Raw genomic sequence first — 20,182 nt, 5'->3', positions numbered from 1 at the left:
CCGATGGGAACGCAACTCGCTCAACGCGCGAAGTCGATCTGCGAAACCTCATCCAAATATCGTGTCTGGCGAAGCCTGGGTAGCGCCGTGCTCGGCACCGTGTGGTATCTCGCTGCCCTGCCCGCGCATGCGCTCTCGGGCAGCGAAGTCGCCCATAACGTCAACGCCCGGTACAACGACACACGCGCCTATTGCTACATCGACAAGCCCGCGCACTTTTGCACCGGGCTGATCGTACGACCGCTCGAAGGTGGTGTGGCTGAGCACTTCTGGGCACCCACGCCCGGTGAATCGGCAGCGCAGTCCATGTCGTTCGTGTACCTCAGACGCGATGTCGACGTTGGCCGACTCCCCTACAGTGCAGGGTTCATTCTTTCCGATTCGCTCACGGCCAGCGAGCAAGGCAAGCCGATGAATGTCCGATGCGTCTACCCCCTGGATGAAGCCGTGTCGGGTGGGAGTGGCGATCACGGGTGCAATCTCGGCGGAGGGAAAATGGCAGCTGCGGTGGCCACGGTGGCCCCGGATCTGAATTCATGCGATGCGAATGGCGTCACCGACGTCGCCAGTTGGATGACGCATCACGCCGCGAATGGATGGCAGTGCTCCTTCAGTGCCGACGTTGCCGCCAAGTTCTATACGGCGTTGCAAGCGCACAAGGCCTATGCCGACAAGACACGCACACCGTCGCTGCTCATCGAACCGTGGACAATCGACGCACCTCGCTCGATCCCCTTTGAGGCGATCTATTTCGACGTCTCCAATGGCGGCCAACTGGTGCAGGCGCAGCAGTATCAAATGATCTACTACAAGGCGACGGGCGAGTGGCTGCCGATCCTGCGGATGGCGTTCGACGCGGCAGGCAAAGCGTCGTTCGAGTTTGTGCAGGAGGATCAACTGAATGCCGGCTTCACAGTGGCCGACGACCTGAATGCGCGGTTTAACGAGACCCGCAGCGAATGCCCCGACGGAAAAGCAATCGTGTATTGCAGTGGTGTCATCGTTCGAGCCACCAACGGCGGACCCGCCGTATGGAATCCCAGTGCGGATGCGATCGCCAAGAACGGAGTTTCGTCGTCCTACTTGCGCACCGATGCGCACGTCCATAATCCGTACCGCGGAATGGGGCTAGTTTTCCGGCCGCTGGATGCCCCCGCGACCTATCCGCTGACGCCACGATGCATCTACGCGCCGGACGGCAACCTGCACAAACGAGAAGATGGTTGTGGACCGTCAACGCTTGGCCCGGAGACAGGGCCCTGCGCGGCGATCGGCATCGATACGCTGGCCAAGTGGCTCCCGCATTACGCGCAATATGGCGCGGAGGGATGCTCGTTTGCCATTACCGTGGCTGCCGTCAACCTGTCCCTGGAAGCGCGACGAACCTTCCCGTGGCCGCCCCCCAATTTTGAGAGCCGAAATGAGCTGGTCCTCGTGCCATGGCCGCGCGACATTCCCGGATCGTTGCCGCTGGAAGCGCTCTTTTATTCAGAGCGGGAGTTTTCGCTCCCCTCGGTACAAGCCACACAACTCGAGTACTACCTGATCACAGGCCGATTTCTGCCGATTGTCCACTTAGGCTGGCCAATACCGATTACAGGCCCGATCTTCATCTACCACCCCGAAGATCAAGCGACGCCGAGAGGCGCCGCAGGCCTTAATGTACCGTCCGCTCCCTTCGTGCGCGAAGGCAACGGCGACGATCCCGTCGAACCCAATGATAGCGGCGCAGTCACTGCGCTTTCCCACCCCTGATACGCCTTGATCCGATGCCCCACTCGCCTCCGCCTACCTGTCAACGTTGACAGTTACGTCCGCGCTTATGCAGTGCTGGAATGGGGTTGTGCTCGCGACGTGTCTAGTCGGTCCGCTTGATGGATCGGCCTCTCGCAGACCGTGCGATGCGCATCACATTGTCTTTGAGGCAAAGGGGGCATCACGGCAACCGGCACGGCCAAGTGGTTCCACGAGACAAAAGGCTTCGGCTTCATCGCGCCAGATGATGGTGGCGAAGACATTTTCCTTCACTTCTCGGCGGTTGAAAGTACGGATGACCAAAGGGCTTTGACGGAAGGCACTGCGGTGCAGCACGAAGTCTCGCAAAGCCCGAAAGGGCCACAAGCTGCTGCGATCAAGCTCCTGAAGAAATAACCGATGTCAACACGTCAGCGCCGCACTACGAGGTCATCGAGCTCAGCGACGGCGGGGGCAACGCCTTGCCGTCCGAACATGCGATGCCCAGCAGTGGTGCCGAGACGACAGTCACAGATTGGAGGTGCGAGATGCAAACCGGATGCCTTCGCTACGTCGTTTTGCTTGGATGGATCTGCCTGCTTTCCGGGTGTGCCGCCGTCCCCCACAGTACGCTCAGCGTCAATGGCCAGGAAATTGCCGACAGTCTTAACGCAAGATATGTGAATCGGGCGTCCGACTGTGCAGGTCGACCTGCCCACGAATGCAGTGGCGTGATGGTCCGCGTTTTCGGATTGGATAGTGACCCGCCCATTAGCCCCACGCCCGACCAAATCGCACGAAATGCCGTCTCGTTCAGCTTCATTCGCGACGATATCCCCACCACGTTGCTGTTCCAAACGGGATGGGCGGGAATGGTCGTCAATACGGGTGACAACGCCGGCTTCGTCAGGCTGACGGTGCGATGTGCGTGGCCGTACGACGCGTACACCAACTTTCGGCCCGACGGCTGTGGTCGAGCAACCGGCGACATGACGCCGACGATCAAAAGCCGACCGTGCGCGCAACAGGGCATCGACACGCCAGAGAAGTGGGCAGCGCATTTTGCCAGTCTGGGCGATAACAAGCCCTATAAGTATTTCAGCTGCGGCTTCGCACCGACCGTTGAAGGCTTTAACCTCAGCATCGCCTCTCACGCATTGATTCCCAACCCGGAGGACCGCAGAAGGTGGAATGAAATCCTCATTGCCGCCTGGCGTGAAGAGGATGTCCCGGCACTGCCGATCGAAGCGCTGTTCTTCACGCCGGACACCGGCATTTCGATTGGGCTGGTTCATGTCAAGCAGTGCGCGATTTTCTTCGCAACATCGAGAAGAATTCCATTACTGCGGCTGGACCTGGAAAAGGCCGACAAGAAGATCTTCAGCTTCGATCCGGCAGATCAGATCGATTTCGATGCGGCATTGCCGACATGCCTGTACCGGGCGGAGAATCGCTAACCACGCGATCTCTCCAGCGAAATCGCGGAACGAAAAGCCGCTCGCCTCCGCGCAGCACACCTGTCAACGTTGACAGTTATGGTTGGCGCCATCCAGTGATTGAATGTCGTTGTGCATGCGGCCTGCCCTGAACGTCCGCGTATCGGATCGGCGGCTGTTCGTCGATCAGCACCGCATGTCCATCCATCAATTCAAAAGGAGACACATCATGGCGCGCGGCACGATCAAACATATCAACTTTGACACTGAAGTCGGTCGAATCACGCCGGATTCAGGTGGTACCGAAATTCCTTTCATTCTCGCAGTAGTCACGGGAACCGACGTCAAGTCATTGGCGGTCGGTCAGGCCGTCGAGTACGAGTGGTAGATGGACGGCATGAACGCCAAGTGGCGATCGTAAGACCGGCGCCAACCCGCGCTTGAGCGACCAGGAATACGCGAACGAAAAATGGAGCCCCGTCATGATGCAAGGCAAAGTGAAGTGGTACAGCGTGCAGAAGGGACACGGCGTTATTGAACCGTTCGATGGGGGACCGGATTACTCGGTCCAGAAGGAGGACATTGTCGCCCACGGACATATGGCGCTCTATGAGGAGCAGACCGTCGAATTCGAAATCGCTCAGGGGGCAAACGGTCCGCGTGCCGTCAACGTCAGGCCGATGTGACCGTGCAGGGGCGCCTCAGCGCGCCCTGTCGCGACATCGACAGATCGCTCGCGGCGCATGAAACGCGCCGCCGGGTACGAACTTATTGCGTCTTCAAAAGACGTTGCGGAGTGAGCAGTGCTTCGCCATCCAGCCGGGCGACGCCCAACAATCGCGCCGCGGTATCGGCGGTGGCTTCGGCATAGACCTTCACTTCGATGCCGTCATGCGACGCTGCGCACTCGCGCAACGCTTGCGGGCATCGCACTTCATCGAGACGCAAACGCTGACCGTGGTTGAAACGCTTGGCCAGTGTCTCGTCGAGCGACACCACCGGGAGCGTCTTCAGCAAAGCATCGACCGGGGCGAGCTTCGCCACGCGTTGCGCATGGTCCAGCGCATTCAGATCTTCAAGCGTCACCGCACCTTCCAGCGTCAGCGGCCCGACAGCCGTGCGACGCAATGCGCGCAGGTGCGCACCACATCCCAGTGCTTCGCCAATGTCTTCCGCGAGCGTGCGAACGTACGTGCCCTTGCTGCACGTCACGCGGAACGTGAATTCGTTCGCCTCCGGCAGCGCGCACTCCGTCATCTCCAGCAGATGGATCGTGACGGCCCGCGCTTCGCGCTCGAGCGTCTGCCCCGCACGCGCGTACTCGTACAGCGGCTTGCCGTCGCGCTTGAGCGCTGAGTACATCGGCGGAATCTGCGAAATCGGTCCCGTGAAGCGCGGCAGCACAGCGCGGATCGCCGCTTCATCCACCGTCACCGGACGCGTTTGCAACACATCACCTTCCGCATCGCCCGTCGTCGTCGTCTCGCCGAGACGCACGCGCGCCTCGTAAGTCTTGTCGGCTTCGAGCAAGTCCTGCGAAAACTTCGTGGCCTCGCCGAAGCACAACGGCAACAAGCCTGTTGCAAGCGGGTCGAGCGTGCCGGTATGGCCCGCCTTCAACGCCTGAAGCAGACGCTTGGCCTTGATCAGGGCGTCGTTGGACGACAGGCCCAGTGGCTTGTCGAGCAACAACACGCCGTCGAGCGGGAAACGGGGGAGTTTTTGGCGGGGTGCCTGCGAACGCGGGTCCGTCATGTGCGGGATTGCTTGAGAAATTCGTGTGGGATGTTGCCAAGCCCCCATCGTGGATCTTGGAGGCAAAGGCATCGCAGGACTACCGGGCACGCTTGGCGTTGGCCCGGTTGGCCCGGCAGGCTGCGTCGTCAACGGACGGCTTACTTGCCGTCGTCTTCCTTGGTGCTGCCGTCGTGGTCGCTATCGACGTCGTCGCCGTCTTCGCCCTCGGCCGCTTCCGCATCTTCCTTAGCGCGGGTCGCGTTGGCCGTGTCGATCAGACGCGACATCTCGATGGCACGTTCGATCGACTGATCGAAGTGGAAATGCAACGTCGGCACCGTATGGATGTGCAACCGCTTGAACAGCAGATTGCGCAGGTAGCCAGCCGCTTCGTTGAGCGCTTCGCCGGTCGCTTTCGGATCGCCGGTGAGCGTCGTGTAAAACACTTTCGCATGCGCGTAGTCGGGCGTCACTTCCACGCTTTGCAGCGTGACCAGACCAATGCGCGGGTCCTTCACTTCGCGCTGAATCAACTCCGAAAGATCACGCTGGATCTGATCGTTGATGCGAAGATTTCGACCGGGAACGCCACGTTTCTTTGCCATAACAAACTCGCTAGTAATGCAATGGCCCACGCCACCGGTTTCCCGGCTTGGTGGGCCATTCCACATCCGTTGTGCAAATCGCGTTACAGCGAGCGCGCAACTTCCGTGATTTCAAACGCTTCCAGTTGGTCGCCTTCCGTAATGTCGTTGAAGTTCTTCACCGACAGACCGCACTCGAAGCCTGACTTGACTTCCTTGACGTCATCCTTGAAGCGCTTGAGCGAATCGAGCTCGCCCGTGAAGATGACCACGTTGTCGCGCAACACACGCACATGCGACGAACGCTTGACGAAGCCGTCGAGCACCATACAGCCGGCCACCGTACCGACCTTCGGCACCTTGAACGTCTGACGCACTTCGACCATACCGGTGATTTCTTCCTTCTTCTCCGGGGCCAGCATGCCCGACATAGCCGCCTTCACCTCATCCACTGCGTCATAGATGATGTTGTAGTAGCGAATGTCGATACCGTTCGACTCGGCCAGCTTGCGAGCCAGTGCATCGGCACGCGTGTTGAAGCCGATGATGACCGCCTTCGAAGCCGTTGCCAGGTTGACGTCGCTTTCGCTGATGCCACCGACCGCTGCGTGCACGATCTGCACACGCACTTCCGGCGTCGAGAGCTTGTTGAGCGACTGTGCCAGTGCTTCTTGCGAACCCTGAACGTCTGCCTTGATGATGAGGGGCAGCGTCTTGACTTCGCCTTCGGCCATCTGCTCGAACATGTTCTCAAGCTTCGCGGCCTGTTGCTTGGCCAGCTTCACGTCGCGGAACTTGCCCTGACGGAACAGCGCGATTTCACGTGCCTTGCGTTCGTCCTGGACCACCAGCACTTCTTCACCAGCGCCCGGCACTTCCGACAGACCCTGGATTTCCACCGGGATCGACGGACCTGCATCCTTCGTGTTCTTACCGGTTTCGTCCAGCATGGCGCGAACGCGACCGTAAGCCTGACCGGCCAGCACCATGTCGCCACGCTTGAGCGTACCCGACTGCACCAGAATCGTGGCGACCGGACCCTTACCCTTGTCCAGCTTCGCTTCGATCACGATACCCTTGGCCGGCGCTTCCACCGGTGCCTTCAACTCCAGCACTTCGGCTTGCAGCAGCACGTTCTCGAGCAGATCGTCGATACCCGTACCCGTCTTGGCCGAAACCTCGACGAACGGCGAATCGCCACCGTACTCTTCCGGCACCACGCTCTCGGCCACGAGTTCCTGCTTCACGCGGTCCGGGTTCGCATCCGGCTTATCGATCTTGTTGATCGCCACGACGATCGGCACACCGGCCGACTTCGCGTGAGCGATAGCTTCCTTCGTCTGCGGCATCACACCGTCGTCCGCCGCGACTACGAGAATCACGATGTCCGTTGCCTGTGCACCGCGAGCACGCATGGCCGTAAAGGCCTCGTGACCCGGCGTATCGAGGAACGTCACCGTACCGCGCGGCGTGTCGACGTGATAGGCACCGATGTGCTGCGTAATACCACCGGCTTCGCCCGACGCCACCTTGGCGCGACGGATGTAGTCCAGCAGCGAGGTCTTGCCGTGGTCGACGTGCCCCATCACGGTCACCACCGGCGGACGCGGCAGCGCTTCGGCTTCCGTCACGTCGTTGCCGAGGTCGAGCAGCGTTTCCGGGTCGTCCAGCTTGGCAGCGATTGCGCGGTGGCCGAGTTCCTCCACCACGATCATCGCCGTTTCCTGATCGAGCACCTGGTTGATGGTCACCATCTGGCCCATCTTCATCATCAGCTTGATGACTTCAGCAGCCTTGACCGACATCTTGTGCGCCAGATCGGCAACGCTGATCGTTTCCGGCACGTGCACGTCGCGCACCACCGGTTCGGTCGGTGCCTGGAACGCATTGCGATCGTCCTGCGAATGACGGTCGCCACGACGGCCACCACGGCCGCCGCCACGCCAGCCGTCCGAACCGCCGCTCGCGTCGCCGCGCGTCTTCATGCCGCCGCGCTTGTTACGGTTGTCCGTATCCTTCTGCCACGCGCCCGGCTTCTTGTCCTTCTTGTCCGCTGCGCCAGCCGTCGTCGACGCCGGTGCGGCTGCCGGCTTCTTGTCTGCCGGCTTGGCGGCTGCACCTTCCGGCTTGGCCGGCTTGTGCAGCGTGCCCTTGGCGGCGTCCGCCTTGGCCGGTGCGGCCGCAGCAGGTGCCGGCTCCGGTGCCTTCAGCACACGGCGCGGGGCGTTCATCATTTCGCGAATGGCGCGCGCTTCGGCTTCCGCCGCAGCACGACGCTTGCGAATCGCTTCCTCTTCGGCACGTGCCTTGTCGGCCGCAGCGCTCGCCTTTTCGGCGGCAGCGCGGGCTTCTTCGCTGGCCTTGCGGGCCTGTTCGCGCTCGGCGTCGGCCTTCGCAGCCGCAGCCTTGTCGGCTTCCGCTGCCTTCTCGGCGTCGGCCTTGGCAACCTTGTCGGCTTCGTCGCGTGCTTGCTGTGCCTGCTTTTCGGCGTCGGCGTCGGCCTTGGCTTCCGCCTTGGCCTTCTGCTCTTCCGCCGCCTTCGCTGCGGCAGCCGCGCGCTCAGCTTCCTCACGCGCACGGCGTTCGGCAGCTTCCTTCTCTTCGCGCTCGCGACGCTCGGCTTCTTCGCGCTCCAGCTGTTCCTGGCGACGCTTCAGTTCGGCCGCTTCTGCAGCCAGACGCTCCGCTTCGCGGCGTGCGTCTTCCTCACGCAGACGAAGCGCTTCGTCTTCTGCTGCTGCGGCGGCGTTGTCCGCGCCTTCGGCGACGTCGTCACGCTTGACGAAGGTGCGCTTCTTGCGCACTTCGACCTGAATCGTACGCGCCTTACCGGTCGCGTCGGCCTGCTTGATTTCCGAGGTCTGGCGACGCGTCAGAGTAATCTTCTTTTTGTCGCCGTCGCCAGCGCCGTGCGAACGGCGCAGGTGCTCCAGCAGACGGGCCTTGTCGGCTTCCGTCACGGAATCGTCGGCGCTGAGTTTGTCCACGCCGGCGGCTTTGAGTTGCTCCAGCAACACGCCGGCCGGCATTTTCAGTTCTTCAGCAAATTGGGCTACGTTGATGCTCGCCATTCAAACCTCTTCAAGCAAGGCCAGGCGCCTTGCGGTTAACTTCAAAGTTCACTGTTCCATATGCATGCCGGGGCAGGTCATCATTGGAACCAGTGCTCTCGCGCTTTCATGATCAGGGCCTTTGCGGCTTCCTCGTCGACGCCGGTCATCTCGGTCAGTTCGTCGACGGCCAGCTCGGCCAGATCATCGCGCGTCTGAATTTCATGCTCGGCCAGCTTGGCCAGCAACTCGGGCGTCATGCCGTCGAGGCTCTTCAGATCGAGCGCAACGCCCTCAACCTTCTCCTCGGTGGCAATCGCCTGCGTCAGCAGTGCGTCGCGTGCACGATTACGCAGTTCATGGACCGTGTCCTCGTCGAATGCTTCGATTTCGAGCATTTCGTTCAGGGGCACGTAGGCGATCTCTTCCAGACTCGAGAAACCTTCCTCGATCAGGATGTCCGCCACTTCCTCGTCCACATCGAGACGTTGCATGAACAACGTGCGCAGCGTGCCGCGCTCTTCGTTCTGCTTCTCGGCCGATTCGTCCGGCGTCATGATGTTGATCTGCCAGCCGGTCAACTCCGACGCGAGACGCACGTTCTGGCCGCTGCGACCGATCGCCACCGCCAGTTCGTTCTCGTCGACGACGACGTCCATGCTGTGCTTCTCTTCGTCCACGACGATGGACTGCACCGCCGCCGGCGCCAGTGCGCCGATCACGAATTGCGCGGGGTCTTCCGACCACAGCACGATGTCGACGTTCTCGCCACCGAGTTCGTTACGCACGGCCTGCACACGCGTGCCGCGAATGCCCACGCAGGTGCCGATCGGATCGATACGCTTGTCGTAAGCCACCACTGCGATCTTGGCGCGCATGCCCGGGTCACGAGCCGCCGACTTGATCTCCAGCAGACCCTGCTCGATTTCCGGCACTTCCATGCCGAACAGCTCGATCAGGAATTCCGGTGCCGTACGCGAGAGTTCGATCTGCGGGCCACGTGCCGTACGATCCACCTTTACGATGTACGCACGAACGCGATCACCGATACGCAGGTTTTCTTTCGGAATCAGTTGATCGCGACGCAGCAGCGCTTCCACACGGCCCGACTCGACGATCAGGTTGCCCTTGTCGAGACGCTTGACCGTGCCGGTCATGATCTTCTCGCCGCGCTCCAGGAAGTCGGAAAGGATCTGCTCGCGCTCGGCATCGCGAATGCGTTGCAGAATCACTTGCTTGGCCGCCTGCGCGCCGATACGACCGAATTCGACCGATTCCACCGCTTCTTCGACGAAGTCGCCGACTTCGAGGGACGGATCGTCTTCCTTCGCTTCGAACGACAGAATCTGCTTGTCCGGCTCCTGCAGACCCGCTTCGTCCGGCACTACCAACCAGCGACGAAAGCTCTCGTGCTCGCCCGACTCACGGTCGATGTGCACGCGAATGTCGACGTCTTCGCTGTAGCGCTTCTTCGTGGCCGAAGCCAATGCTGCTTCAAGCGCGCCGAACACGACATCCTTGTCGACGTTCTTTTCGCGCGCGAGCGCATCGACCAACAGCAATACTTCGCGACTCATCGTTTGCGACTCCTAAAATCAATCTGCGGCACAAGGCGCGCACGGTCAATATCCGCGAGGGTGAATTCGAGCAGCGCCGGGCCGCCCTTGCCTTCGAACTCAAGGCTCAAGTTTTCGCCTTGCGGTGCCTGCAAAATGCCGCGGAACTGCTTGCGGCCTTCAAGCGGCACACGCAACGTGAGACTTATTTCGACGCCGGCAAAGCGCTCGAAGTCACGCAGCTTGCGCAGCGGACGGTCCAGCCCCGGCGACGACACTTCAAGTCGGTCGTAATTGACGTTCTCGACCATCAGGACGTGCGAGAGCTGACGGCTCACCGTCTCGCAGTCATCGATAGAGATGCCTTCCGGCTTATCGATATACACGCGCAGCAGTCCGCCGCCCGCGCGCTCAAGATCGACCAGCTCGTAACCCAGGCCTTCGACCGTGGTCTCGATCAGTTCTGGCAATTGCAACTTTGCTCACCCTAGAAAAACTCGCGCGCATCAGCAGCGCCCGACATGTCTGCGCGCCCCGCATGGGACGTCGCACGATACCTGCCTCGACCGCCCGGGCCGGTGTGCCTGAGTCGACACACCCACTCCCCGACGTGGCGGCATCGGCCGCGCTAAACGCTCGCGGCAAAAAAAAATGGGCGAAACGCCCATTTCTTACAGCCTCATTGCGCATGAGGTGCGCATCGCAGCAGAACGCCCGACACGCAAACCAGCTTATTCATTGATTTTATATGGTTTTGGGCCGATTTGCAACGCTTGACGCCCGAAATGCCTGAGGAACAGGCCACGGTGTCACATTGCCGCAATGCAAGATCGGCGCCCTTTAGCGAGACCGGTTGCCGCCGCGATTGCCACGGTTGCCCTGGCCTCCGCCGCCGCCCGTCCGGTTGCCGCCACGGCTGCGATTGCCGTTGGCGTTGCCACCACCGTAACCGCCGCCGCCACCATTTCCGCCGTTGCCGCCGCTATTACCACCGCGCGACTGACCGCCGAAACCGCCCGTGCTGTTGCCACCGCCGAAGCGACGACCTTCACCGCGCGGCGACGGCGTCTGAAAGCCGCCGCTCGGACCGACAAACGCGGTCAGCGGGTTGGCGCGCGGACGACGCGACTGCCCCGGCTCACGCGCAAAGACGCCCAGCGCCGTTTGCATCGGATCCGGCTGACGGCGCGGCTCCTTCGCAGCACCGGCCTTACCGCCACGACCACCATTTGCGCCATTGCGTGCACCCTTTTCGTCCGAAGCTGCACCGGGCATCTTCATGCCGACGGCAGCGAACAGCGAACGCACCTGCGCTTCGTCCATTTCTTCATAGCGACCGCGCTTGAGCCCGCGCGGCAGCGTCAGCGGGCCGTAACGCGTACGAATCAGACGGCTCACCATCAAACCGGCCGCATCGAACATACGACGCACTTCGCGGTTGCGGCCTTCGGCCAGCGCCACGTGATACCAGTGGTTCGAGCCTTCGCCGCCACCATCTTTCAGGCGCAGGAAATTGGCTTCACCGTCGTCCAGCTTGATGCCGTGCAACAGTTGCTGACGCGACGCTTCGGTCAGTTGCCCCACGGTGCGCACGGCATATTCACGCTCGATTTCGTAACGCGGATGCATGAAACGGTTGGCCAGATCGCCCGACGTCGTCAGGATCAGCAGACCTTCCGTGTTGAAGTCCAGACGTCCGACGGCGAGCCACTTGGCCGTCTTCATCGGCGGCAGACGATCGAACACCGAGGTGCGACCTTCCGGATCGGCGTGGCTGACGATTTCGCCGGCCGGCTTGTGATACAGCAGCACGCGCGGCGGCTTGCTGGTGATACGCCGCTTGACGAGCTTGCCGTTGATGCGGACCTGATCGGTCGGCAAAATGCGCTGCCCGATGTGCGCCGGCTCGGAATTTACCGACACGCGACCGGCCAGAATCAGCTCCTCCATTTCGCGACGCGAACCCATACCGGCTTCGGCCAACACCTTGTGCAGCTTCGGCGCTTCGTCGTCGGGCGAGAGCACGCGACGATCGGCCGGACGGCGACCACGCTTGGCGGCTGCGCTGTCGCCCTCGGCGTCTTCACCGTCAAAACCACCGGACGTTACGAAGGCAAACAGATCGCTGTCGCCTGCGTTGCCCGCACCACCCTTGCCACCCGCGCCGCTACGCGCCCCGCCCGCCGGGCCCTTGCGGCCACGGCCCTGCGTCTTGCCTGCGGCACCCTGACCGGCTCGATCGCCCTGGGCACCTTGTGCACCCTGAGCACCACGTGGCTGACGGCCACCCGACGTCGCACCGCCGGCCTGCGTCGGTTGCGAGGCCTGCTGGGCATCGTCACGCTTGCCGCCACGCGGCTTGCGCGTGTTGGCGCGGCCTCGCGTCTGCGCAGCCGACGGCGCACCGTCGGCACCGGATGCCGGGCCTTGCTGAGCCTCGGGAGAAGGTTGGCCTGACGCGGCGTCCGAGCCGGCAAACTCGCCGGTGTCGTCGCCTTCGCGCTTGGCTTGCTGCGCCGCACGGCGGCGAGCGATCAGACTGCGCGGGCCACGGCGCAAACCGCGGCGCGACGCCTTATCATCGCCGCCCTCGCCTTCCGGCGAACGTGCTTCGGCACCGGCATCGCGTGCGTGCAGGTCCTGGGATTCTTCGTTTTGTTTCAACACAACCTCATTGGAAAACGGGATCGTCGTGGGCAGGCTTAGGTCGCTGCCCTGATCCGTGTTCGCACCATGAATGCGCGGCAAAAGCCTGCCGCGACTTCGTTCTTATCGCTAACGGCCCCGAAGGTGTGCGCAGCGCAAAGCGCCGCCACTTCAGGTACCAGTGACGAGATTCTTGTCGTCCCCGTCGTTCTCGTCGTCGTCCATCGCACCGGGCGTGTGCTGCCCGGCGGCGGCTTCGTTCGCTGCCGAGTCGACAGCGTGCGGGGAAACCTCCTGCGCCAACGACGCTGCGGGATCTGCCGCCTTCGTCGTGCCGTCTTCCGTGCCTTCTTCCGCGCCTTCTTCTACATCGACGCTCTGCACATCTTGCGGCGAATCGTCGCCGACAGGAACTGCAGATTCCGATACTTCGGAAAATTCCTCGCGCTGCGCATCGGACGCCAATGCCGATTCGCTGACAATGCCGTCGCCCGGCGCTTCGGCTTCGAGGGCAGCCGACGACGTATCGCCCTCGCCCTTCGCAGCGTCCGTGCTATGTGCATCGCCCTGCTCACTGACGTGCGCCGTGCCTGCGAGTTCCGCCGAATCGGGCGAAATCTCTGCCTGAGCATCGGTATCAGCGCCCTCAACATCGGCAGACGCCAGCACTTCACCTTCGGCAATCACCGCGTCGAGCAGCGCATCTTCCGTCAACACATCGTCACCAACGGGTTGCGGGCGCTGGCCTTCCGGCAGCCCCTGCGCAAGCGGCAGGTCATCGGCACGTGTTTGCGCCAGACGGGCCAATGCCTCGACGTCGGCCACCGGCGCATCGTCCGTCGCTTCCGCTTCAGCGTCCTCGCCTTCGGCACGCTCACCGAATTCAATGTTCTGCTGCGCCAGCAGATCGATCTGCGCCTGCGCAGCCGGATCTTCCAACGGCGGCAACGCATCGAGCGCACGCAGACCAAGATCGTCCAGGAAGTCCTTGGTCGTCGCGTACAGACCGGGGCGTCCCGGCACGTCGCGATGACCGATCACTTCGATCCAGCCACGATCTTCGAGCTGCTTGATGATCTGCGTGTTGACCGTCACGCCGCGAATCTCTTCGATATCGCCACGCGTGACCGGTTGACGGTAAGCAATGATCGCCAGCGTCTCCATCACAGCGCGCGAGTACTTCGGCGGCTTTTCCGGATTGAGGCGGTCAAGGTATTCACGCATGCGCGGACGGCTTTGGAAACGCCAGCCGGTGGCCAGCGCCACCAATTCCACACCTCGGCCGTCCCATTGCACGCGGATTTCCTCGAGCAGCGCGCGCACCGTGTCGCCAGACACGGCGTCATTGAAGAGCTTACGCAGATCGCCGACCTTGAGCGGCTCCTGCGCGCAAATCAACGCGGTCTCGAGGACGAGTTTCGCCTCTTGGGTATTCATGTGCGACTAAGCAGACCGGGGGCTTGGCAACCCGGTATCAGGAATAAATGGATGCTTGGAACCAGAAAACGGTCGTCGATGGAAGACTACCGTTTCGCATAAGCGCGCGCCCTATTGTGTTCGGTCGTAGTGACGGCGGCGCGACCAGAATGCTTCGAAACGACCTGCCGGGAAAACGCCCAGGCCGATAGTACGGCAAGACGGACGTCCGGTATGTGCGCAATTATTACTGAAACATCCACGCCCGTAAAGCGCCGTCACAATCCCTGTCGTCCCGGCTGTCGAAACGACGGGTCGACGCCTCATGGTAAACTCTCGAAATAACTTCAGGGGCCTCCATGACCACCGAGATCGGTCGCATTCCCGGCAACCCCATTCCGGTTGCCCAGCCTCGTTGTTCCACGTGCTCGCTGGGGCAGTTCTGCCTGCCCGTCGGCATCCCTGAGCCGGAGCTGGAACGACTGGACGCACTCGTGAGCGAGCGCCGCCGCCTCAAGAAGGGCGAAGTGCTCTACCACGCCAACGATGACCTCACCGCCGTCTACGGCATTCGTTTCGGGTCGCTCAAAAGCTGCGTTACGGCCCCCGACGGCCGTGAGCAGGTCGTCGGCTTTCACCTTCAGGGCGAGCTGATCGGCCTCGACGCCGTGGCCGACAACCATCACCCGACCACCGCCGTGGCCCTGGAAGACAGCGAACTGTGCATTGCGCGCTTCGGCGAACTGGAGACGCTTTCGCGTCAAGTGCCGTCGTTGCAACGCCAGTTGCATCGTCTGATGAGCCAGGAAATCCGCAACGAGCACCAGCAATTGCTCGCGCTGGGGACGATGCGCGCAGAAGAGCGCCTCGCCGTCTTCCTGCTGAATCTCTCCGAGCGCCTGTCTGCACGGGGCTATGCCGCCAACGAGTTCGTGCTGCGCATGAGCCGCGAGGAAATCGGCAGCTTCCTGGGTCTCAAACTGGAGACGGTCAGCCGCCTGTTTTCGCGTTTCGCGCAGAACGGGATGATCGAAATCCGTCAACGTCACGTCAAGATTATCGACGGCGTCGCCCTGCGCGAACTCGCCGGCGTACATCACTGCTGATCCGGCTGCCGGGGGCGCCGAGCGCCCCCGCTCACACGCCCCCCCACCGGCTCGCTCGCACTTCCCCGCAGACCCCAGCCCCGTGCGCCACAACTTTCGCGCGCTGTCTAACGGCCACCTATCCGACGCGCATCCGTCAGCGATCCGCTACCGATAAACTACCGGCACAGCCATCCCGGCGTCTTGCGCCAGATCAAAAGGATCGGCGTTCGACAAGCCTCGGCAAACACTCCATAATCGGCGCGTTCGCCGCCCCGTCTGTCGGTTCAGAGCGGCTCACGCATACGACACGCGCTTGTCTCCGATGGAGGACGCCGTTATGCCCGCTGCCATATTTCTCAGTCCGGAAGACGCCGAGCACGCGTTCTACGAAGCACTGCGCGCCGGCGACACGGACTTGCTGATGGATGTCTGGTCGGAAGACGAGGAAGTCGTTTGCATTCACCCCGCGGGGCCACGGCACGTCGGCCCGGCGGCGATCAGAGCGAGCTGGCGAGAAGTCCTCGCCAAAGGCGGCCTGCAGGTGACGGCGAATCAGCTTCAAGTGGCCCACAACCCGTTGTGTGCCGTTCACAACGTGCTCGAGCAGATTCAGGTCGAGAGTCAGCCGGAAGCACGCTTCGCGTTCGTGCTCGCCACTAATGTCTATCTGAAAGAAGCCGACGGCTGGCGTCTGGTGCTGCATCACGCCAGCCCGGCCATCGGTCACGAAGACAGCAGCTCGCAGTTGCCGAGGACGCACCGCCTTCACTGAGCGCGCCCTGGTCAGGCCTAGTCGGCCTTCGTTGGCCACTGCGCCTCCCAGTACGGCACCGGGCTGAAGCGCGCCTGCAGGAACTCGATCATCGCCTGCGTCTTGGGCGGCACAAATACCCGGCTCGGGTAGACGGCCCAGATGGCGACCTCCTCTGCGAGGGGATACGCTGGCAACACCGGCACCAGCTCGCCGCGCTGCAAATGGGCTGCGACGTCCCACGTCGACTTCAGCGCGATTCCCAACCCCGCCAGCACGGCGTCACGCAGCACCTCCCCGTTATCCGACACCAGACGCCCCGACACGCGCACGCTCATCGGGCCGCCCGGCGTCACAAACCGCCAGTCTCGTTGGTCGCCGAGCGTCAGACACTCATGCTGGGTGAGATCGCCGGGATGCTTCGGTGCGCCATGCGCCGCGAGGTACGCAGGCGACGCGCAAAGCGTGCGCCGGTTGGCCGCGAGTTTCCGCGCGATCAGCGTCGAATCGCGCAAGGCCCCGACACGAATCGCCATATCGACGCCCTCTTCCAGCAGATCGACGACCCGGTCCGTCAATCGAAAATCCAGCGAAATACCGGGATAGCGCGCCAGAAACTCAGGCAATGCAGGCGAAATGTGCTGACGTGCGAACGACGACGAGCACGACACCCGCAACAGGCCCTGCGGCGCAGCAAATCCCTGCCCGACGCTCGCCAACGCCTGCGCCTCTGCTGCAAGCAACGCCTGCGCCTGCGCCAGAAACACCTCCCCCTCCTGCGTCAACGCCACGCGTCGTGTCGTACGGTGCAACAGCCGGGCACCCAGCACGCCCTCGAGCTGCACAAGCCGCGTGCTCGCCGTCGCCGGAGACAGCCCGCGCTCGCGCCCCGCCGCCGACACATTCCCCAGCGCGGCCACCCGAACGAACAACGCTACGGTATCGAGGTCCAATGCCATTTGATGGATTTTCCAAAAAATCTTTTCCGCATTATGCGAATTATCAAAGCAATCGACTAGCCGTAATCTCTCCCCATCGCATCCGGTGCGTCGCCAAATCACCACACGCAGGCGCTGCACCCCACTTTCAGGAGAAAACGATGAAAGCCATTGCACTGACCCGATATCTGCCGATCGACGACCCGAAGTCGCTTGAAGACGTCGAACTGCCCACGCCGACCCCGGCCGGGCGTGATCTGCTGATCAAGGTCGAAGCGATTTCCGTGAATCCGGTCGACACCAAGGTGCGCGCGCCGAAGGACAAGGTCGAAGCGAGCCCGCGCGTGCTGGGCTGGGACGCCGCAGGCACCGTCGCGGCCGTCGGTCCCGACGTCACCCTCTTCAAGGTCGGCGACCCCGTGTACTACGCGGGCAGCATCACGCGCCCCGGCGCGAACAGCGAGTTCCATCTCGTCGACGAACGGATTACCGGCCATATGCCCGCATCGCTCGACTTCGCGAACGTCGCCGCGCTGCCGCTCACGACGATCACCGCATGGGAAGCCCTGTTCGACCGCCTCGGTATTGCGCCCGACGGCAGCGACGAAGGCAAGTCGATCCTGATCGTCGGCGGTGCCGGTGGTGTGGGCTCGATCGCGATTCAGCTCGCGCGACGGCTGGCAAAGCTCACCGTTGTAGCCACGGCCTCGCGCCCGGAGTCGGCCGACTGGTGCCGTCAGCTCGGCGCGCAACACGTCATCGACCACTATCAGGACATGCCGACACAACTTAAGGCAATCGGCCTGCCGCAAGTGGACTTCGTGCTGTGCCTGAACGACACCGATACGCACTTCCCGGCCATGGCCGAAGCCGTCGCACCGCAGGGCAAGATCTGCTCGATTGTGGAGAACGCAGGGCCGCTGGAAATCGGTCTGCTCAAGAGCAAGAGCGCCACGTTCGTCTGGGAGTTCATGTTCACGCGGGCCATGTACGAAACGCCGGACATGATTGCGCAGCACAAGCTGCTGACCGAAGTCGCTCGCCTGGTCGACGCCGGCACGCTGCGCACGACGGTCGGCGAAGTCCTCGGCCCGATCAACGCCACGAACCTGCGTCGCGCCCACGCGCAACTCGAAGGCGGCCGCACCATCGGCAAGCTGGTGCTCGCCGGATTCTGACGCGAGCGCCGAGCGTCACGCCACGCGACGCTTGGCGCGCTATTCACGGCGGACCATTCCCGTCGCGAAACCGCACAAACAAAAACGGCGCTTGCCCGCAAAGGCAAGTGCCGTTTTGGCACTCATCAGGCGCGCTTCAGACGGCTATCAGACGCCCTCAACGCACCGCCATCACTTCGCTGACGGCACCGTACCCTCCGGCAACGCCACCGCCTCGGCGGGATGGATGATCTCGCCACCGAGCGTCTCCACGCCAGCGATCAGACGCTCGAAAGCCGCGCCGACCAACGACGGGTCACCCTTCACACCCAGATCGATGTGACGACGCGCATAGACCGCGCCGCGCTCGGCATCGCCCACGCTCGGCAGACTGAACACCTTGATGCCGTCGTACTCGGCCTCGATGGCCTCCATGAGCGGCGTGAGCGTCGATTCGGCCAGTCCGAAAACCAGCACCGAGCGCTCGGTGTGCTTCGTCAGGTGGTGTAGATCTGCGTAGTACGTATCGAGTGCCCACGCCATCATCGGCCACGCCATCACCGGAAAACCGGGCATGAAGTGATGTTGCTCGACGGAGAACCCCGGAATCTTGTTGTACGGGTTGGGCAGCACGCGCGCGCCGACCGGAAATTCCCCCATCTTCAGACGATGGCGATTGTCGGCCTGCGTCATGTCGGCGCGGCCGTCGGGGCTCGTGTCCGCGATGCGCTCCATGATCAGCGCCTCGGCTTCCGGTGTGAGCACCAGCGGTACATTCAGCGCCGCCGCCGCGCATTGGCGCGTGTGATCGTCCGGCGTGGCACCGATACCGCCCGTCACGAACACAATGTCGTCGCTCGCGAACGTGCGGCGCAGCGTGGCGGTAATGCGCGCCGGATCGTCGCCCACATACTCCGCCCAGCCGAGCTGCATGCCGCGCTCGGCAAGCAATTCGATGAACTTGGGCAGATGCTTGTCGTGACGGCGTCCCGAGAGAATCTCGTCGCCGATGATGATGATGCCGACCGCCATGATGCTTCCTTATCTCTTGTCGTCAGACCGTGGGGGCCCCGGATGCCCCGGGTGAAATTGCGGCGCTGCCCGACGGCAGCGCGCAGTGTGACGATTGTGCCACTTTCAGGACGAACCGTTCGGTGAGCCCGACGACTCGGATGGCCCCTGCAACAGCGGCGGCAAATCTTCGCTCTCCGGCTGCAACGCCCCGGCCTCGGGCAGCACGGTCGCAGCGAAGGTCGGTTCCCGATGTGCCTCCTCGGCGCGCATGCGCGACAGCGCACGCAGGCAATAGTGGGCAAACCACAGCGCCGAGAACACGAAGATCACCACATAGAGCCAGATCGCGAGCAGTGCAATGACCGGGAACAGCACGATCATGACCACGGACGAGACCCACAGCAGGGTCGGCAGAGAGCCGAGCAACCCGGTCGCCACGCCGATCACCAGCAACGGCAGACGCTTCTCGCGCACCAGCCGACGCCGCTCTTCCGGACTTGCGTGATACGCCAGCGCGTCGTACGTCATCACGCGGTACGTCAGCCAGCCCCACAGCAGCGGCGGCACGATGGCGAAGAACGGCGGCACGAGCCACAGGGGCAGCGTAATGAGCGCGGCAATCAGGAAGACGAGCGTCGCGCCGAGCGATTGCCCGAGGCTGCCCCAGAACGAGCCGCCCTGACGCGCCTCAAGATGAATGAAATGCCGCCGCGAGAGATGGCGCAACACCGCCGGCATCGACCATCCGGCAATGAGCAACAGCGCGGTGACGACGATCAGCGGGACCAGCAGCGCCACGAGAATGAACGGTGCGAGCGCCATGCGCACGCTGTCGACGCCGAAATAGCCGAAGAAGCGGTAAATCCACTGCGTGAATTCCCACTGTTCGAGCCAGACGCGAAGGAAATCGGTGAACGGTTCCCATCCGAACCAGATCACAGCGCCCCAGAGAAGACCGGAGACGATGAAGGGCATTGCGGTGAGCCACAGCATGCGCGGATGCAGCAGACTCACGAGCGCGCGGCCAAGCGCGCGAAGTATATCGTTCATGCAGGTGCGGTACGAACCGGACCGG

General features: G+C 62.7%; 18 protein-coding genes. 8 read left to right on the top strand and 10 right to left on the bottom strand.

Annotated features, from left to right (window positions below):
• Window positions 1–3: 3 nt before the first annotated feature.
• The 5 genes from PAQ31011_RS21785 to PAQ31011_RS21765 all read left to right on the top strand — a co-directional run bounded on the left by PAQ31011_RS21785 (window position 4) and on the right by PAQ31011_RS21765 (window position 3,856).
• A complete protein-coding gene (locus tag PAQ31011_RS21785; RefSeq protein WP_150577799.1) occupies window positions 4–1,755 on the top strand; it encodes a hypothetical protein in 1,752 nt (583 codons plus the stop codon).
• A gap of 180 nt (window positions 1,756–1,935) precedes the next feature.
• Window positions 1,936–2,151 carry a cold-shock protein gene (locus PAQ31011_RS21780; protein ID WP_150577921.1) on the top strand — a complete coding sequence of 72 codons (216 nt, stop codon included), beginning with the start codon at window positions 1,936–1,938 and terminating at the stop codon, window positions 2,149–2,151.
• A 131-nt stretch (window positions 2,152–2,282) separates the two neighbouring features.
• Window positions 2,283–3,191 (top strand): hypothetical protein, encoded by a 909-nt coding sequence (locus tag PAQ31011_RS21775; RefSeq protein ID WP_150577798.1) that lies wholly within the window; start codon window positions 2,283–2,285, stop codon window positions 3,189–3,191.
• A gap of 208 nt (window positions 3,192–3,399) precedes the next feature.
• Complete coding sequence (locus PAQ31011_RS26495) at window positions 3,400–3,558, top strand: cold-shock protein (RefSeq protein ID WP_174990230.1); 159 nt, start codon at window positions 3,400–3,402, stop codon at window positions 3,556–3,558.
• 94 nt (window positions 3,559–3,652) lie between these two features.
• Window positions 3,653–3,856: a cold-shock protein gene (locus PAQ31011_RS21765; RefSeq protein ID WP_150577796.1), complete on the top strand. Its 204-nt coding sequence runs from the start codon at window positions 3,653–3,655 to the stop codon at window positions 3,854–3,856.
• Window positions 3,857–3,938: 82 nt separating this feature from the next.
• On the opposite strand, the gene truB is transcribed toward PAQ31011_RS21765, so the two are convergent.
• The 7 genes from truB to scpB all read right to left on the bottom strand — a co-directional run bounded on the left by truB (window position 3,939) and on the right by scpB (window position 14,180).
• Complete coding sequence (gene truB, locus PAQ31011_RS21760) at window positions 3,939–4,925, bottom strand: tRNA pseudouridine(55) synthase TruB (protein WP_150577795.1); 987 nt, start codon at window positions 4,923–4,925, stop codon at window positions 3,939–3,941.
• Between the two features lie 140 nt (window positions 4,926–5,065).
• A complete protein-coding gene (gene rbfA / locus PAQ31011_RS21755) occupies window positions 5,066–5,512 on the bottom strand; it encodes a 30S ribosome-binding factor RbfA (protein WP_150577794.1) in 447 nt (148 codons plus the stop codon).
• Window positions 5,513–5,595: 83 nt separating this feature from the next.
• Window positions 5,596–8,562: a translation initiation factor IF-2 gene (gene infB / locus PAQ31011_RS21750; protein ID WP_150577793.1), complete on the bottom strand. Its 2,967-nt coding sequence runs from the start codon at window positions 8,560–8,562 to the stop codon at window positions 5,596–5,598.
• An 80-nt stretch (window positions 8,563–8,642) separates the two neighbouring features.
• Window positions 8,643–10,118, bottom strand: coding sequence for a transcription termination factor NusA (gene nusA, locus PAQ31011_RS21745; RefSeq protein ID WP_150577792.1), 1,476 nt, complete (start codon window positions 10,116–10,118; stop codon window positions 8,643–8,645).
• Window positions 10,115–10,573, bottom strand: coding sequence for a ribosome maturation factor RimP (rimP, locus tag PAQ31011_RS21740; protein WP_039398892.1), 459 nt, complete (start codon window positions 10,571–10,573; stop codon window positions 10,115–10,117). Before rimP ends, nusA begins: the two co-directional genes overlap by 4 nt.
• A gap of 364 nt (window positions 10,574–10,937) precedes the next feature.
• Entirely contained in the window at window positions 10,938–12,656 is a 1,719-nt protein-coding gene (locus PAQ31011_RS21735; protein ID WP_425495132.1) for a pseudouridine synthase, read from the bottom strand.
• 258 nt (window positions 12,657–12,914) lie between these two features.
• Window positions 12,915–14,180 (bottom strand): SMC-Scp complex subunit ScpB, encoded by a 1,266-nt coding sequence (scpB, locus tag PAQ31011_RS21730; RefSeq protein WP_150577790.1) that lies wholly within the window; start codon window positions 14,178–14,180, stop codon window positions 12,915–12,917.
• Window positions 14,181–14,518: 338 nt separating this feature from the next.
• Here scpB and fnr point away from each other — a divergent pair, with 338 nt between their 5' ends.
• A complete protein-coding gene (gene fnr, locus PAQ31011_RS21725; RefSeq protein WP_150577789.1) occupies window positions 14,519–15,265 on the top strand; it encodes a fumarate/nitrate reduction transcriptional regulator Fnr in 747 nt (248 codons plus the stop codon).
• A 319-nt stretch (window positions 15,266–15,584) separates the two neighbouring features.
• Window positions 15,585–16,019 carry a YybH family protein gene (locus tag PAQ31011_RS21720; protein ID WP_150577788.1) on the top strand — a complete coding sequence of 145 codons (435 nt, stop codon included), beginning with the start codon at window positions 15,585–15,587 and terminating at the stop codon, window positions 16,017–16,019.
• A gap of 17 nt (window positions 16,020–16,036) precedes the next feature.
• Here PAQ31011_RS21720 and PAQ31011_RS21715 read toward each other — a convergent pair whose 3' ends face one another.
• Window positions 16,037–16,957: a LysR family transcriptional regulator gene (locus PAQ31011_RS21715; RefSeq protein WP_150577787.1), complete on the bottom strand. Its 921-nt coding sequence runs from the start codon at window positions 16,955–16,957 to the stop codon at window positions 16,037–16,039.
• Window positions 16,958–17,097: 140 nt separating this feature from the next.
• On the opposite strand from PAQ31011_RS21715, the gene PAQ31011_RS21710 reads away from it, so the two are divergent.
• Window positions 17,098–18,114 carry a zinc-binding alcohol dehydrogenase family protein gene (locus PAQ31011_RS21710; RefSeq protein WP_150577786.1) on the top strand — a complete coding sequence of 339 codons (1,017 nt, stop codon included), beginning with the start codon at window positions 17,098–17,100 and terminating at the stop codon, window positions 18,112–18,114.
• Window positions 18,115–18,285: 171 nt separating this feature from the next.
• Here PAQ31011_RS21710 and PAQ31011_RS21705 read toward each other — a convergent pair whose 3' ends face one another.
• Both PAQ31011_RS21705 and PAQ31011_RS21700 read right to left on the bottom strand, forming a co-directional pair.
• Window positions 18,286–19,125: a competence/damage-inducible protein A gene (locus PAQ31011_RS21705; protein ID WP_150577785.1), complete on the bottom strand. Its 840-nt coding sequence runs from the start codon at window positions 19,123–19,125 to the stop codon at window positions 18,286–18,288.
• 105 nt (window positions 19,126–19,230) lie between these two features.
• Complete coding sequence (locus PAQ31011_RS21700; protein WP_150577784.1) at window positions 19,231–20,157, bottom strand: EI24 domain-containing protein; 927 nt, start codon at window positions 20,155–20,157, stop codon at window positions 19,231–19,233.
• Between the last annotated feature and the right edge of the window lie 25 nt (window positions 20,158–20,182).

Source organism: Pandoraea aquatica, from assembly GCF_902459565.1.
Classification (GTDB): domain Bacteria; phylum Pseudomonadota; class Gammaproteobacteria; order Burkholderiales; family Burkholderiaceae; genus Pandoraea; species Pandoraea aquatica.
Note: the sequence above shows the minus strand (reverse complement) of the source record. Positions and strands in the feature narration are given on the sequence as shown.

Coding starts and splice junctions, on each gene's coding strand:
- PAQ31011_RS21710 (WP_150577786.1), top strand. CDS start 17,098: ATGAAAGCCATTGCACTGACCCGATATCTGCCGATCGACGACCCGAAG.
- PAQ31011_RS21720 (WP_150577788.1), top strand. CDS start 15,585: ATGCCCGCTGCCATATTTCTCAGTCCGGAAGACGCCGAGCACGCGTTC.
- PAQ31011_RS21765 (WP_150577796.1), top strand. CDS start 3,653: ATGATGCAAGGCAAAGTGAAGTGGTACAGCGTGCAGAAGGGACACGGC.
- rbfA (WP_150577794.1), bottom strand. CDS start 5,512: ATGGCAAAGAAACGTGGCGTTCCCGGTCGAAATCTTCGCATCAACGAT.
- PAQ31011_RS21715 (WP_150577787.1), bottom strand. CDS start 16,957: ATGGCATTGGACCTCGATACCGTAGCGTTGTTCGTTCGGGTGGCCGCG.
- truB (WP_150577795.1), bottom strand. CDS start 4,925: ATGACGGACCCGCGTTCGCAGGCACCCCGCCAAAAACTCCCCCGTTTC.
- PAQ31011_RS21775 (WP_150577798.1), top strand. CDS start 2,283: ATGCAAACCGGATGCCTTCGCTACGTCGTTTTGCTTGGATGGATCTGC.
- PAQ31011_RS26495 (WP_174990230.1), top strand. CDS start 3,400: ATGGCGCGCGGCACGATCAAACATATCAACTTTGACACTGAAGTCGGT.
- PAQ31011_RS21700 (WP_150577784.1), bottom strand. CDS start 20,157: ATGAACGATATACTTCGCGCGCTTGGCCGCGCGCTCGTGAGTCTGCTG.
- PAQ31011_RS21705 (WP_150577785.1), bottom strand. CDS start 19,125: ATGGCGGTCGGCATCATCATCATCGGCGACGAGATTCTCTCGGGACGC.
- fnr (WP_150577789.1), top strand. CDS start 14,519: ATGACCACCGAGATCGGTCGCATTCCCGGCAACCCCATTCCGGTTGCC.
- infB (WP_150577793.1), bottom strand. CDS start 8,562: ATGGCGAGCATCAACGTAGCCCAATTTGCTGAAGAACTGAAAATGCCG.
- scpB (WP_150577790.1), bottom strand. CDS start 14,180: ATGAATACCCAAGAGGCGAAACTCGTCCTCGAGACCGCGTTGATTTGC.
- nusA (WP_150577792.1), bottom strand. CDS start 10,118: ATGAGTCGCGAAGTATTGCTGTTGGTCGATGCGCTCGCGCGCGAAAAG.
- PAQ31011_RS21785 (WP_150577799.1), top strand. CDS start 4: ATGGGAACGCAACTCGCTCAACGCGCGAAGTCGATCTGCGAAACCTCA.